This is a genomic window from Catelliglobosispora koreensis DSM 44566 (assembly GCF_000379685.1).
GTDB classification, from domain to species: Bacteria; Actinomycetota; Actinomycetes; order Mycobacteriales; family Micromonosporaceae; genus Catelliglobosispora; species Catelliglobosispora koreensis.
On the sequence record NZ_KB903289.1, the window covers coordinates 149,973 to 163,063 of the forward strand.

At 64.7% G+C, this 13,091-nt stretch carries 14 protein-coding genes; 6 read left to right on the forward strand and 8 right to left on the reverse strand.

Going from position 1 to position 13,091, the window contains the following annotated elements; all coding sequences use genetic code 11:
• The first annotated feature begins 101 nt into the window (after positions 1-101).
• The 4 genes from aspT (A3E1_RS0128595) (at position 102) to A3E1_RS0128610 (ending at position 5,786) form a co-directional block, all read left to right on the forward strand.
• Positions 102-1,793, forward strand: a complete 1,692-nt coding sequence (gene aspT / locus A3E1_RS0128595) for an aspartate-alanine antiporter (protein WP_020524229.1) — start codon at positions 102-104, stop codon at positions 1,791-1,793.
• A 15-nt stretch (positions 1,794-1,808) separates the two neighbouring features.
• The gene (locus tag A3E1_RS42570; protein ID WP_020524230.1) at positions 1,809-3,542 is read left to right on the forward strand and encodes a bifunctional aspartate transaminase/aspartate 4-decarboxylase; all 1,734 of its coding nucleotides are present in this window, start codon (positions 1,809-1,811) and stop codon (positions 3,540-3,542) included.
• Positions 3,539-5,221, forward strand: coding sequence for an aspartate-alanine antiporter (aspT, locus tag A3E1_RS0128605; protein ID WP_020524231.1), 1,683 nt, complete (start codon positions 3,539-3,541; stop codon positions 5,219-5,221). Before A3E1_RS42570 ends, aspT (A3E1_RS0128605) begins: the two co-directional genes overlap by 4 nt.
• A 70-nt stretch (positions 5,222-5,291) precedes the next feature.
• Entirely contained in the window at positions 5,292-5,786 is a 495-nt protein-coding gene (locus A3E1_RS0128610) for a nucleoside-diphosphate kinase (RefSeq protein WP_020524232.1), read from the forward strand.
• Between the two features lie 54 nt (positions 5,787-5,840).
• On the opposite strand, the gene A3E1_RS0128615 is transcribed toward A3E1_RS0128610, so the two are convergent.
• From A3E1_RS0128615 to A3E1_RS0128635, 5 genes are all read right to left on the reverse strand, one after another.
• Entirely contained in the window at positions 5,841-6,572 is a 732-nt protein-coding gene (locus tag A3E1_RS0128615; RefSeq protein ID WP_020524233.1) for a VOC family protein, read from the reverse strand.
• Positions 6,559-7,470 carry a hypothetical protein gene (locus tag A3E1_RS0128620; RefSeq protein WP_020524234.1) on the reverse strand — a complete coding sequence of 304 codons (912 nt, stop codon included), beginning with the start codon at positions 7,468-7,470 and terminating at the stop codon, positions 6,559-6,561. Before A3E1_RS0128620 ends, A3E1_RS0128615 begins: the two co-directional genes overlap by 14 nt.
• 64 nt (positions 7,471-7,534) lie before the next feature.
• Positions 7,535-8,185, reverse strand: coding sequence for an O-methyltransferase (locus A3E1_RS0128625; RefSeq protein WP_020524235.1), 651 nt, complete (start codon positions 8,183-8,185; stop codon positions 7,535-7,537).
• Between the two features lie 10 nt (positions 8,186-8,195).
• Positions 8,196-9,089, reverse strand: a complete 894-nt coding sequence (locus A3E1_RS42575) for a DUF2785 domain-containing protein (RefSeq protein ID WP_020524236.1) — start codon at positions 9,087-9,089, stop codon at positions 8,196-8,198.
• A gap of 94 nt (positions 9,090-9,183) precedes the next feature.
• Positions 9,184-9,873, reverse strand: coding sequence for a hypothetical protein (locus A3E1_RS0128635; RefSeq protein WP_020524237.1), 690 nt, complete (start codon positions 9,871-9,873; stop codon positions 9,184-9,186).
• A gap of 197 nt (positions 9,874-10,070) precedes the next feature.
• Here A3E1_RS0128635 and A3E1_RS0128640 point away from each other — a divergent pair, with 197 nt between their 5' ends.
• On the forward strand, positions 10,071-10,469 hold the full coding sequence (locus A3E1_RS0128640) for a MerR family transcriptional regulator (RefSeq protein WP_020524238.1): 399 nt from the start codon (positions 10,071-10,073) through the stop codon (positions 10,467-10,469).
• Positions 10,432-11,406 (forward strand): aldo/keto reductase, encoded by a 975-nt coding sequence (locus tag A3E1_RS0128645; protein ID WP_407637395.1) that lies wholly within the window; start codon positions 10,432-10,434, stop codon positions 11,404-11,406. Before A3E1_RS0128640 ends, A3E1_RS0128645 begins: the two co-directional genes overlap by 38 nt.
• Here A3E1_RS0128645 and A3E1_RS0128650 read toward each other — a convergent pair whose 3' ends face one another.
• The 3 genes from A3E1_RS0128650 to A3E1_RS0128660 are packed head-to-tail and all read right to left on the reverse strand — an operon-like array spanning position 11,407 to position 13,032.
• Positions 11,407-11,982, reverse strand: a complete 576-nt coding sequence (locus A3E1_RS0128650) for a hypothetical protein (protein ID WP_157631793.1) — start codon at positions 11,980-11,982, stop codon at positions 11,407-11,409.
• A 44-nt stretch (positions 11,983-12,026) separates the two neighbouring features.
• Positions 12,027-12,611 carry an NIPSNAP family protein gene (locus A3E1_RS0128655; protein ID WP_020524241.1) on the reverse strand — a complete coding sequence of 195 codons (585 nt, stop codon included), beginning with the start codon at positions 12,609-12,611 and terminating at the stop codon, positions 12,027-12,029.
• Positions 12,598-13,032 (reverse strand): Rrf2 family transcriptional regulator, encoded by a 435-nt coding sequence (locus A3E1_RS0128660; RefSeq protein WP_026208936.1) that lies wholly within the window; start codon positions 13,030-13,032, stop codon positions 12,598-12,600. Before A3E1_RS0128660 ends, A3E1_RS0128655 begins: the two co-directional genes overlap by 14 nt.
• Positions 13,033-13,091 lie beyond the last annotated feature (59 nt).

Sequence of the window (13,091 nt, forward strand, 5' to 3'; positions counted from 1 at the left end):
GCGGCCCAGAAGCATACCCGCCAGCAGCCTGTCCTGGGCCGCATCAGCTAAATTCGCCAAAGCGGCAAATAGGACCCTTGCTGCTAAATAGTCTGGGCCATGTGTGGTTCGTCAATGCCTTCCGGAACCACCCTGAGCTGGCGATTTTCGCTGCGATGGCGCTGGGCTTCCTCATTGGGAAGCTCACCATCAAAGGTGTCGCGCTCGGGGCGGTGACAGGCACGCTGCTGGCCGGCGTGCTCATCGGCCAGATGACGATCAACATCCCGGATCTCGTCAAAACCGTTGCCTTCATTGGCTTTCTGTTCGCCCTGGGGTACCGGGTCGGGCCGCAGTTCTTCGCGGGTTTACGCAAAGGCGGCGTGCCGCAGGTCATCCTGGCCGTCATCGGCTGCGTCGTCGGCCTGCTCGTGGCCTACGCGATGGCCAAAATCATGGGATACGGCGCCGGATGGGGTGCCGGGCTGCTCGCCGGAGGGCTGACCCAGTCAGCCGTCATCGGCGTGGCCACCTCGGCGATCCAGTCCTCAACGTCCATCCCAGACGCCGACAAGCAGACGTTCATCGACCAGATCCCGGTCGGCTACGCCGTGTGCTATCTGGTCGGCACCGCCGCCGCGGCCTACTTCCTGTCCTCGATCGCGCCGAGACTGCTGGGCACCAAGGACGTTGTCGCCGAAGGTGCCGCGATGGAAAAGAAACTCGGCACCTTCAAAGCAGCGGACACGATTTCGGCGTACCAGCAAATTGTCCGGCGCACCTTCAGGGTCGCGGCCGGAAGCGAACTCGACGGCAGCACCGTCGAAGCTGAAGAAGCCCTTGCCGCCTCGCGTGGCCGGCGCATCTTCCTGCAGCGCTACCGCCGCGGCGATCAGATGGCCTACACCACCCCGGACACGGTGCTGCGCGCCGGTGATGTCGTCACCGTGACGGCCAGCCAGGCCGATTTCATCGACGGGCGCATGGAGGCGGTGGGGGAGGAGGTCAACGACACCGGCCTGCTCGGCTACGACATCGAACAGCTGGCCGTCGTCGTGACAGCCAAAGAATTGCACGGCAAAACCCTTGAGCAGCTTGCCATCTCGGGCGCCGCGCGCAACCTGTTCGTCAAGAAGATCGTGCGCACCGGCGTGGAGATACCGTTCGGCCCGGCAACCGAAGTGCACCGCGGCGACGAACTGACCATCGAAGGCCCCAAAGAGCTGGTGGAAAAAGCGGTCCCGCGCATCGGCAAACCGAACCGCTCACGCGACGACACCGACTTTTCCTACATCGGCCTGGGCATCGTCCTAGGTGGACTGATCGGCATCCCCACCATCGCCCTGGCGGGAGCCGACATTGGCCTGACCACCTCGGGCGGCGCCCTGATCATGGGGCTGATCTTCGGTTGGCTGCGGTCACGCTCGCCGTCGTTCGGGCACTTCCCGCCCGCGGCCGAATGGCTCATGGACACCGGCGGGCTGTGCCTGTTCGTGGGCATCGTCGGCATCCAGTCCGGCCCGAATTTCATCAGCGGCGTACGCAGCGAAGGCCTGGGCCTCGTCGGCGCCGGGCTGATCGTGACCCTGGTGCCGATGTTCGTCACGCTCGCCCTGGGCAAGTGGGTGTTCAAGTGGCCGTCACTGACCAACACCGGCGCCACCGCCGGCACCTTCACGACCACCGCATCCATCGGCGCGATCTGCGATGTGGCAAAGACGCGCGTGCCCGTGCTCGCCTACACCGTTCCATACGCCATCGGCAACGTCCTGCTCACTATCTGGGGCTCGGTCATCGTCGCCTTACTATCCTGATTGGAGAGATCAACAATGAAAACCTCGCGCGCGGAACAGAAACGCCTCGAATCGCTCAGCCCGTTCGAACTCAAAGACACCCTGATCTCACTGGCCAACGACAACACCCGGGCGACCGACATGGCCTACCTCAACGCCGGGCGCGGCAACCCCAACTGGATCGCCACCGAACCACGCGAAGCTTTCTTCCTGCTCGGCAAGTTCGCCCTGGCCGAGTCACGGCTCGACTTCGACGAATGGGAAGGCATCGGCGGCATGCCCCAGAAGAAAGGCATCGCCGCCCGGTTCGAAAAGTTCCTCGACACCAACCGTAAAGAACCCGGCGCCAGCCTGCTCAAGAAAGGCCTCGAACACGGGGTCGGCAAACTTGGATTCGACGCCGACGCGTTCGTGTGGGAGATGGCCGACGCCATCATCGGCGACCACTACCCGGAACCGCCACGGATGCTGCACCACGCCGAACAGTGGGCCAAGGCGTACCTGACCAACGAAATGTTCGCCGGCAAGAAACCCAAGACGGACTTCGACCTGTTCGCCACCGAAGGCGGCACCGCCGCCATGTGCTACATCTTCGACTCGGCGATCGTCAACAAGATCCTGCACCCGGGCGACACCATCGCCATCATGACGCCGATCTTCACGCCCTATCTGGAGATCCCTGAGCTGGCCAAATACAACTTCAAAGTTGTGCACGTCGAAGCCGACATGCTCAACAAGGACGGCCTGCACGTCTGGCAGTACACCGAAAAGGAACTCGACAAGCTCGCCGACCCCGGCATCAAAGCGCTGTTCCTGGTCAACCCGTCCAACCCGCCGTCGATGATGCTGCCACCAGACACTATGGCCTACATCAAGAAGATCACCGAGACGACGAACCCGGGCCTGACCATCATCACCGACGACGTGTACGGCACGTTCATCAACGGGTTCGAATCGCTGATGTCGACGATTCCGCGCAACACCATCGGCGTGTACTCCTACAGCAAGTACTTCGGCTGCACCGGCTGGCGCCTGGGAGTCATTCTCATCAACCAGGACAACATCTTCGACGCGGCGCTCAAGAAACTTCCCGCCGCCGACAAGAAGGCGCTCAACGCACGCTACGGCACCCTGACCCTGGAACCTGAGAAGATCAAGTTCATTGACCGGATCGTGGCCGACTCACGCTCGGTGGCGCTCAACCACACCGCCGGAGCCTCACTGCCACAACAGCTGCAGATGATGCTGTTCTCCATGTTCGCCGTGTGCGACGAGACGAACAAGTACAAGAGCAACTGCCAGGCCATCATCGACCGCCGCCTGCACGCGCTGACCAAGGGCATGGGCGTCAAGGTTCCGCCGACGAAGTACGCCGCGCACTACTACATCGAACTCGACCTGATGCGCTACATCGAAACCACCCAAAGCCCCGAGTTCGCGGCGTGGATGCGGGCGAACTTCGAGCCGGTCGACCCGCTATTCCGGCTGGCCGAGAAAAGCTCCATCGTGCTGATGAACGGCGGCGGGTTCGACGGTCCCGAGTGGAGTGTGCGGGTCAGCCTGGCCAACCTCAAAATGGCCGACTACGAACAGATCGGCAAATGGCTGCGCGAAGTCATGGAAGGCTACCTAGCCGAATTCGAAGCCTCCGGCGGCAAAGCACCGGCCAAACGCGCCAAGACAGCCGCCTCACCGAAACAGGCCAGCGGCAAGAAATCCACCGCCGCCCCGGCCAAGAAGGCGCCCGCTAAGAAGGCTGCCGCGAAGTGAAAGAAATCCTGCATAAGACGCCAGAAATGGCGCTGTTCATCTGCCTGGCGCTGGGTTACGCGCTAGGCAAGGTGAAGTTCTGGAAGATCTCGCTCGGCGGCATCGCCGGCACCCTGATCGTGGCGATCTTCGTCGGCATGTGGGCGAAAATCTCCCTCAACGACCAGGTCAAGAACATCGCGTTCGCCATGTTCATCTTCACGCTGGGCTACCTGTCCGGGCCGTCGTTCTTCGCCAGCCTCAACCGCAAGAGCCTGCGCTACGGCACGTTCACCGCCATCGAAGCGGTGTCAGTGCTGACCATCGCCGGCATCGCCACCGTGGCGCTCAACCTTGACTTGGGCACCGCGGCGGGCCTGATGGCCGGTGGGGCAACAGAATCGGCCGTCGTCGGCACCGCGACCGACGCGATCGGCAAACTCGACGCACCGGCCGACCAGATCAAGACGTGGCAAGACAACGTCGGCACCGCGTACTCGATCTCCTACATCATGGGCCTGATCACGATCGTGCTGATGACCAGCCAGATCTTCCCGGCCCTGATGAAGATAAATCTGCGTGACGAGGCCGAGAAGCTGTGGCGCAAACTCGGCGGCGGCTCCACCGACGAAGGCGCCGCCCCGGCCCTGCCCGAGCTGGTCGGCCGCGCTCACCGCGTCACCGTCGCGGATGGACAGAGCATCTCGCAACTGGAAGCGGCGCTGGGCAAAGGCAGCACGGTCGAGCGGGTCAACCGGGCCGGCACCAACCTCGACGTGACCCCCGCGCTGAAACTGGCCACCGGTGACGTCGTGCTGCTGGTCGGCCGCCGTGACGCGCTCATCACCGGCGACGCGGCGATCGGGCCGGAAATCTACCCGGCCGAAGGCATGGACCTGGAAATCGACTCGATGGAAGCCGTGCTGACCGCCAAGGGCGCCAGCGGCAAAACCATCGGCGACCTGCGCCAGCAAATCCCGCCCGGCGAACGCCACGGCGTGTTCCTCAGCGGGGTATCGCGGATGGAACACCCGCTGCCGCTGCAGGACGGAACCCAGCTCAACACCGGAGACACGCTCAAATTCACCGGTACGAAGAAGGACCTCAACAGCTTCCTGCCCAAGGTCGGCTTCAAAATCGACCCGGCGGTCAAGGCTGACTTCATCTTCATCGGCCTGGGCGTCTTCCTCGGCATGCTCATCGGCAAGCTCACGGTGAACCTGGGTAGCATCCCGCTGTCATTGGGCACCGGCGGCGGCTGCCTGCTGACCGGTCTGCTGTTCGGCTGGCTGCGCGCCAAGCACCCAACCTTCGGCCAGTACCACCCGGCAGCGGCTTCGGTGGTCAAAGACCTCGGCCTGGCCACCTTCATCTGCGCCGTCGGGCTGAGCTCCGGCCCGACCGCCGTCGCACTGATCAAGGACTTCGGCATCGCACTGCCGATCACCGGCATCCTGATGACGCTGATCCCAGCATCCATTTCACTGTTCGTGGCGTGGAAGCTGATGAAACTGGAGGCACCACTGGCACTAGGCGCGGTCTGCGGCCAGCAGTGCAGCACACCAGCGATCACCGCGGTGCAGTCGAATGCGGGTAACACCACACCACTGATGAGCTACACGGTCATCTACGCACTGTCCAATGTGGTCTTACCGCTGCTCGGCCCCATCGTGGTAGCCATGGCTCACGCGCTGCAATGACGCAAAGGCCGGCCTGCTTGGCCTTGCCGGTAGGCTAGGCGGCGTTGACTAAGATGCGAAAGGCAGTGTTGTGACCACACTGGAACGGACCCTGGTAGTACTCAAGCCCGATGCCGTGGCCCGGGGCCTGGTGGGCAGGCTAATTCAGCGGTTCGAAGACGCCGGCCTCAAGATCACCGGCGTCAAAATGGCCCAGCTTGACGACGACATGACCCGCAAGCACTATTTCGACCTCGAAGAGCGCTTCGGCAAGGAAATCTATGACGCAAACGCCCGGGCCATGCAGCGCGGCCCGGTCATCGCGATGGTGATCGAAGGTGTGGAAGCGGTCGCCAACGTCCGGCGTCTCGTCGGCGGGACCTACCCGAACGAAGCCCCGCCCGGAACCATCCGCGGCGACTTCGCCCACCAGTCCAAGGCCTACGCGATGAGCCTGGACAAGGGTGTGGCCAACCTGGTCCACGCCTCCGGCAACGTCGACGAAGCCAAATACGAAGTGGCGCTATGGTTCGGCGAAGGTGAGCAGTTCGAATACAAGACGCTCGCCGAGGCGTACACGTTCTAAGAAGCAGCCGATGCCCCCGCTCATGCGCAGCGGGGGCATCGGCTTGCCCAGTGGTCAGACGCCCCAGAGCAGGCAGAACGGGTGACCCGCGGGGTCGGCGTACACACGCCAGTTCTCGCCTTCTCCTGGCAGCCGGGCCGCACCCAACTCCAGCACCCGCAGCTCGGCCGTGTCGATGTCATCGACCGTGATGTCCAAATGCAGCTGCTGAGGATGCGCCGGATCCGGCCACCGCGGAGGGTTGTAGCCGTCCACGGGCTGAAACACGATGTCGCCCATCGGTGCCGGCTCCTGCGTGCCGATCCAGGCACTCTCGCCCTCGTGCTTGACCTTGTATCCGAGCATCGCCGCGTAAAACGCCGACAACAGTCCCGCGTCAGCACACTCGATGTTGACCGCGAACGTCGTGATCGGCTCGGCCTGCTCGTTGGCGGACAAGCAAAACGGGTGCCCAGCCAGGTCGGCCATCACATTCCACGTGTCCCCGCCGCCGAGCTTGCGCGCGCCGAGCTTTTCCGCCTCAGCCGTGGCCGCGGCCAGATCGGCCACCTGAAAGTCCAGGTGCATCTGCTGCGGATGCTCTTGCCCAGGCCACTGCGGCGCCACATGATCCGGGGCGGCCTGAAAGCCCAGCCGCCAGCCATCGCCGGTAAACGCCGTCACCCACTCGTCGTCGGCATACTTTTGCTCGCCGTCGGTCAGCGCGACATAGAACTGGGCCAAACCCCGATGATCTGGTGCGTCAAAAACCACGGTCTTGAGCTGAAAACTGTTAACACCCGCCATACCCAGTGATCCTGCCACCAGCCACTGACACACACCCGCCGCGGCTACACCGTCTGGCGCCGGCCGAACCTTTGAACATTGACGATCGCGGCCCAGCACCCAGCGCCGCCAAAGGCGTCAGGTATCCATCGACCCCCAAAGACCTCTTGTCCCCAAGGACCGCGAAGACCATCGGCTGCACCGTGTATGTGACAGCCAAGCCGGCGAGTAAGACAACAACAAAAGCCCCCGACGCGATCACCGTCAGCCCGGCATAGCCCAGCCACCCCACCGCCGCCGGCACGCCACGCACCAGCAGCCGACAGCCCACCACAATCAAAGGCACACCCAGCATCGGCACCAGCAGAACGGCGCCGCCGAAAACGCCAGGTTCTACCTCGTTCAACATCAGCCACACCAGACACGCGATCATAGGCAGGCCGACCAGCACGGCCAGCCCAACACCAGCGAGCACCGCATGCGGGCTGGCCGCCGACCGTGTCGCCAGCGCCACCGCCACAGCCGTGCTCAGCAATGAGACGCTCAGAAACACGGCGAAGGCCAGCATCCCGTTCGGCAGGTCATGTTGCGCAGAGGGCTCTACAAAGAACAACACCGACGCGAGGCTGGCCGCGACCGCACTACACGTGAGAGCGACACCGCGGCCAACAGGCGTGCCGCGGTCCCGCACACCTGCCTTCGCCACTAAGGCAAGCAGCGAGCCGGCCACCACGCACGAGATCGCCATCGCGAGCCAGCCGTCCACATTCGCGCGATCCATTACGACGTCACCAGTCAGCCACAGAACCGTGAAAGCCAGCATCCAGTACGTGCCGCGCGCCACAAGCACCAAACCGCACAGGGCCAGCACCATGGCCGCCCACCGCAAGTCCTTGGCCCACAACAGGACGTCGCCCATGCTTATGAGCGAGATCCAGCCTCAGATCCCCCGCCTTGCGAGGGCGGGGGATGCGCGCGTGGCGTTACTGGACGATCGCGAGCAGGAAGCCGTCGTAGCTCTTGGAACCGACCGTCTGGATCGCGGTCGCCTTGACCTGCGGGCCGACCGCCTCGAACAGCGCCCGCGTGCCCACGACCGCCTCTGAGGTGTCCGACGGGTCCACGATCGCCCCACCGCGGATGACGTTGTCGACGATGATCTTCGTGCCGGGCTTGGAGTGCTTAAGCGCCCACGCGTAGTAGTTCGGGTTGTTGACCTTGTCGGCGTCGATGAAGAACAGGTCGAACGGCTCTTCGCCTTCCATCGTGGCCAGCGTGTCCAAGGCGGCACCCACGCGGATGTCGACCTTGTCGGCCAGCCCGGCCCGCGCGATGTTCGCTTCCGCGACCTCGGCGTGCTTCGGGTCGTACTCCAGCGTGATCAGTTTGCCGCCGTCACCGAGCGCCCGCGCCAGGCAGATCGTGCTGTACCCACCGAGGGTGCCCACTTCCAGAATCCGCGACGAGCCCAGGGCCAGCAGGTGCAGCATCGCCCCCAGTGGCGCGGACACGGCGATCTGCGGCAGGCCTGCCGCGTCACTGGCTTTGAGCGCCTCTTCCAGCACGGGATCGTGTCCCAGCAGGTTGTCGGTGATATAACCGTCTACTTTGGACCAAAGCTGAGTGTTAGCCATGATCCTTAGCCTACGCCGCCGGGTCGGCGAACCACTCCGAGTAGTAACGCAACGTGGCCTCCAGGACGGCCACCATCTGGTCGCGCTGGGGGATAGGCCGCACGAAGTGACTGCTGTCCGCGTGCCACGGCATCGGCTGCACCCCAAGGCGCAGCTGCAGGTAAAGCGCACGCAGCCAGCTCAGCGTGTTCAGCCGCGTGTAAGCGCCCGGGTCAAGGTCGAACCGCTGCTCAGAGCGGCCGATATGGGCCAGCGGCGAGACAGCCTCAGCCAGGTCCTGGGCTGAGAGGTCACCGCGGTGCAGCAGTGCCATCGTCGCGTAGGCCAGCCGGTCATCCTCACCGAGCACGAGAGCGACACCGTCGCTCGTGCGCAGCCGCACCACGATGCTGCCCAGCAGCACCTTGGCCTGATCCCGCGTGACGTGCCGGCTGCGGGCCACAGCCATGATGGCGTCGGCTCCGTGCGCGACGGCATGTGCCACACCGTGTTCGCGGTTGACGATGCCGCGCAGGTCGGCTTCCAGCTCCCACCACATCATCAGCGCGCCGAGCCACCGCTGAATGGTCTCGCCGCCAGCCACACCGGCCGTGTTGTCGCGTTCGATCGCGAGACCGAGCATCAGCGCCGAAAACGACCGCCCGAACACGGTGTCATTGCCGCGGTCGCCCAGACCGCGAAACATCGACGCGCACAGCCGGTCACCGATCTCGATCAGATCGTGGTCGCAGTAACCGTTGAGCACCCAGTCGCTGAAGATCTCGAAAGCGAGCTTGTCGCGCAGTTTCTCGTCTGGCGAGCGCAGCATGTGCTCCAGCTCTTCGATCAGCGCATCGATCTGATACCCGGCTGGCGGCCGCATATCGTCGGCCTTGATCTTTTCCCAGAAGCTCACGTCAAGCATGAAGATGAACCTAACGCTCCGCTACCTTGCCGCGCCACCGGGACTTTTGCCCATGTGTGTGGGAGTCCAATGTGGACCCCCACACGCTCACGGTTTACCAGGGTGCGGCGGCCAGGCGGTCGGCGCAGATGCGCTGGTCGTCTGGGTCGGCGACGGCTTGCACGGCCCGTTCGGCCTCGGTGCGAAGCCGGCCGGAGTCTGGCGAGCCGGACAGGGACGCGACGCGTGCCAGGGCTTCGGCGGCGAAGGCACGGTCCCAGTCGGCGAACGCTGCCGGGTGTGCCTCGATCAGCTCGGCATAGCGGGCCGCGTGCCGGGCCGCCACGTCGAGCAGGCCGGTCGCGGCCGCGACGCTGGCGATCAGGTGCTCACCGCGGCCGTGATTGGCGACCGTGCCGACTTGCATCCAGTGATACGTCGACGCGTACGCCGCGTAAAGCGCCTGTTCCCGGTCAGCGGCCGGGCTCGCGGCGGACAGGCCGCCGTCGAGCAGGTCCCAGGTTTCGTTGTTGAGCTCCACGGCGAACCAGCGGTTGAGGTCCTTGCCGCCGCTTTGCTGCGTGACCACGGCGGCGACGAGATCGCGCCAGGACGCGAAGCCGTGCTCACGGGCGATCACTAGCTGCGCGTCGCGCAACGAGATCTCACCGGCCGCGTCCGGGTGCACGGAGTTGATGCGGGCGCTGGCGGCCGGGTTGCCGCCGACGTAAGCCCGGCGCAACTCTTTGGCCTGGGCACGCAGCTGACCGGCGTCGGCGTTGGCGGGCAGTGTTTTGGCTGTCATGTTGTCTCCATCGTCACCCGGGTCCGCTGCGACCGGGCGCGACAGGGTCAACGCGCATGGCTACGCAAAGTGGTGAAGGAATCCAGGTGCACTCGGTGCTTGCCGCGGACGGGAGGCGCCCTGGTGCGCGCTGCGCCCCAGAATACACATCAGCGCCGGCTTGACCTAGAGCGCACTCGAGCTGGAAGGCTTGCGGTATGGAAGACGGCCTGAGCGTTGGGGAAGCTGCCGCCAAGGTGGGGCTCACGGCGTACACGCTGCGCTGGTATGAACAAGTGGGACTTCTGGAACCCATTCCGCGCGACAGTGCGGGGCGGCGGCGGTATCGGCTAAGCGATATCGAGCGGCTGGACCTGCTGACCAAGATGCGCGCCACGGGCATGCCGGTGCGGGACATGGTCCGCTACATCACGCTGGTGCGCGAAGGTGATGCCACGCGCGCCGAACGGCTGGCGATGATGGAACGCCACCGCACCGCTGTGCTTCAGCAAATCGATGACCTGCAACGAGATCTGGCCGTCATCGACCGCAAAATCGACCGCTACCGGGGGTTCGAAGGTGTTGCAGGCAAGAAGGCTGGGCCGCGGCGGCCCTGAGATTCCCGCCATTGGCCTGGGCTGCATGGGAATGAGCATGCATTATGGGGTACGCGATGAGCCCGCCTCACTGGCCACCTTAGAGCGTGCGCTGGAGCTTGGCGTCACTCACCTGGACACGTCAGCGTCCTACGGCGACGGCCATAACGAGGAGCTGCTGGGCAGGTTCCTGCGCGGACGGCGTGATCAGGTGTTCCTGGCGACCAAGTTCGCGATCCGCCGTGACGGTGGGGTGCACCGGGTTGATTCGAGCCCGCAGTGGGCCCGCGAGTCCTGTGAGCAGTCTCTGGCACGGCTGGGCACCGACGTCATCGACCTGTTCTATCTGCACCGGCGCAACCCTTCGGTGCCGGTCGAAGAGACAGTCGCGGCGATGGCACAGCTGGTGGCCGACGGCAAAGTCCGCCACCTCGGCCTGTCGGAAGTGAACGCTGACACGATTCGGCGGGCTCATGCGGTGCACCCGATCGCGGCGTCGCAGATCGAATACTCGATGTTCAGCCGGGAGATCGAGTCAACGGTGCTGCCGGTGTGCCGTGAGCTGGGGATTTCGACGGTCGCCTACGCGCCGGTCGGCCGTGGCCTGATCACCGGGAAGGTCACCACGGTGGAGACCTTGCCGGATACTGATTCGCGGCGTAACCATCCGCGGTTCGATGGCTCCAACTTGGACCATAATCTCGCTCTCGTCGAGCGCGTGCGCGAGATCGCTACGCAGGCCGGCTGCACCGCGGCGCAGCTGGCGATCGCGTGGGTGCTGGCTCAGGGCGACGATATCGTGACCATCCCGGGGACGAAAACCATTGCGTACCTTGAAGAAAACACGGCCGCCGATGCGGTTCGCCTGACCCGTGAGCAGCTGGCCGAGATTTCCGCGCTTGGCCCGGCGGCGGGGGATCGTCTCAACGCCTTCGCCCGGACCCTGGTCGGCCATTAGCTAAAAGGCCGGTGTCGTAGGCGGGGTGGCCGATGGGCCGGCCGCACCGTCGTTGTCCCAGACGATGAGGTAGACCGTTACGGTCTCGGTGCTGTCGAGGTCGAACATCAGCTCACGGTGGACGCTGGTCAAGGTTTGCAAGGCGACACCACTGACGTTGACGGGCTTGTCTGGGTGCCAGCCGTTGTCATGTTTGCTCGCGGGATGGCCCGCGTTCATGATCTCGCGGGGCCGCAGACCGGGCACGGGAGTGCCGAGTTTGCTGTCGCGCACGAGCGCTTCGAATTCGGAGGCGGGCAGGCGCAACCGGGCGCAGATGTGGAATTCCTGCCAGTAATAGTAATAGCCATCAATCCATGTGGATCCTGGTGGCAAGACGAGTTCGGCGGTCTTGGCGACGTTGGCCATCTTCTCGGGTTTGATCCGGCTGACGTCGCGGGAGACGTATTCGTCATCGGGCGGGGCGTCGGCGCTTAGCCACGACAGCGTCTTGGCCACGCCCCACACGCCTGCGGCGCTAAGGGCGGCAAGCCCCGCGACCCCACCGATGATCAGGTTTCTCCGCCGTGCACGCATGCGCTCGATTGTGGACTGTGCGGCCATGGCGCCGCAGCCCCGTTTCAGCGCAACCAGGACCGTGCTGTGGGCGCCAGCCGCAAATACTCTGGCTGGAAACCAGTGACAGCAAACGGCTCCCGGCCAAAGGCCACAAACGCGAACGCATCCGTGCGCACAGGCAAGCCAGGGAACGTGTTGGGTTCGTCCAAAGTGGTGTAACAAGCCATGGCGCCGGTGAACTGCGCGGCGAAAGTGTCCGTGAATGGGGCGTCCTGGCGGCAGATGGTGACAACGACCGGCTGTGCTTCGCCGAGGTCGCCGCGGGGGCCGGGCGGCGGGAAACCATCGCCCACGGGGCGCAGCAGGAGCACGTCGTCGCTGTCGATCATCGTCTCGTTGGCCTTGGCGCTGTGGGCTTTCCAGTCTGGCCCACTGTAGAAACCGGTCAAGCCGTCGTGGCGGGCGCGCATGTCTGAATACCCCCGGAGCCAAACGAATCTGTCGGGCTTATCGAGATCGCGGAACTGGCCCAGGATGGCCATGTTCCAGGCCTCCTGCGTCTCGACGAACTCGCGGTCGAACAGCTCGATGAGATCGTCGCGGCGGCCCGGGTGCAGCGTGTACTGGCGTAGTTCAAGGACGTTCATCGACAGTCTCCCGGAGCACATCGGCGATAGTGGTTTGGGCAAGTTCACGGCGCAGCACGTCTTCGACGCCGCCGTAAATCGTGGTCAGCGCGGGGCGGATTCCTTTGCCGACGGGGCAGCGCAGGTTGGGTTCGCTGTGGTGCAGCGCGAATAGCGGTCCTGGCTCGACCGCGTCGTAGACGTCGAGCAGCGTGATCTCGGCGGGTTCGCGGGCGAGGCTCCAGCCGGCCCCGGCGCCGTGGCGGACCTCGACGAGGCCTTTGCCGCGCAGGTCGCCGAGGCTGCGCCGAATGATGACGGCGTTGGTGTTCACGCTCGCGGCGACCTCGTCGGAGGTCATGACCGGTTGCCCACGCCGCGCGGCTAACGCCATCCAGGTCAGCGCGTGCACCGCGATCGTCACTCTGCTGTTCGCCGCCACTGTAACAATATCTGTTACAGCCATCGCCGCTGTCAAGCCGTGACACGGGCATAGTGGAC

Bases quoted from the DNA above. Each gene is read 5' to 3' on its own strand.
- A3E1_RS42570 (WP_020524230.1), top strand. From the start codon at position 1,809: ATGAAAACCTCGCGCGCGGAACAGAAACGCCTCGAATCGCTCAGCCCG.
- A3E1_RS0128615 (WP_020524233.1), bottom strand. From the start codon at position 6,572: ATGGCGGGTGTTAACAGTTTTCAGCTCAAGACCGTGGTTTTTGACGCA.
- A3E1_RS0128620 (WP_020524234.1), bottom strand. From the start codon at position 7,470: ATGGGCGACGTCCTGTTGTGGGCCAAGGACTTGCGGTGGGCGGCCATG.
- A3E1_RS0128625 (WP_020524235.1), bottom strand. From the start codon at position 8,185: ATGGCTAACACTCAGCTTTGGTCCAAAGTAGACGGTTATATCACCGAC.
- A3E1_RS42575 (WP_020524236.1), bottom strand. From the start codon at position 9,089: ATGCTTGACGTGAGCTTCTGGGAAAAGATCAAGGCCGACGATATGCGG.
- A3E1_RS0128635 (WP_020524237.1), bottom strand. From the start codon at position 9,873: ATGACAGCCAAAACACTGCCCGCCAACGCCGACGCCGGTCAGCTGCGT.
- A3E1_RS0128640 (WP_020524238.1), top strand. From the start codon at position 10,071: ATGGAAGACGGCCTGAGCGTTGGGGAAGCTGCCGCCAAGGTGGGGCTC.
- A3E1_RS0128650 (WP_157631793.1), bottom strand. From the start codon at position 11,982: ATGCGTGCACGGCGGAGAAACCTGATCATCGGTGGGGTCGCGGGGCTT.
- A3E1_RS0128655 (WP_020524241.1), bottom strand. From the start codon at position 12,611: ATGAACGTCCTTGAACTACGCCAGTACACGCTGCACCCGGGCCGCCGC.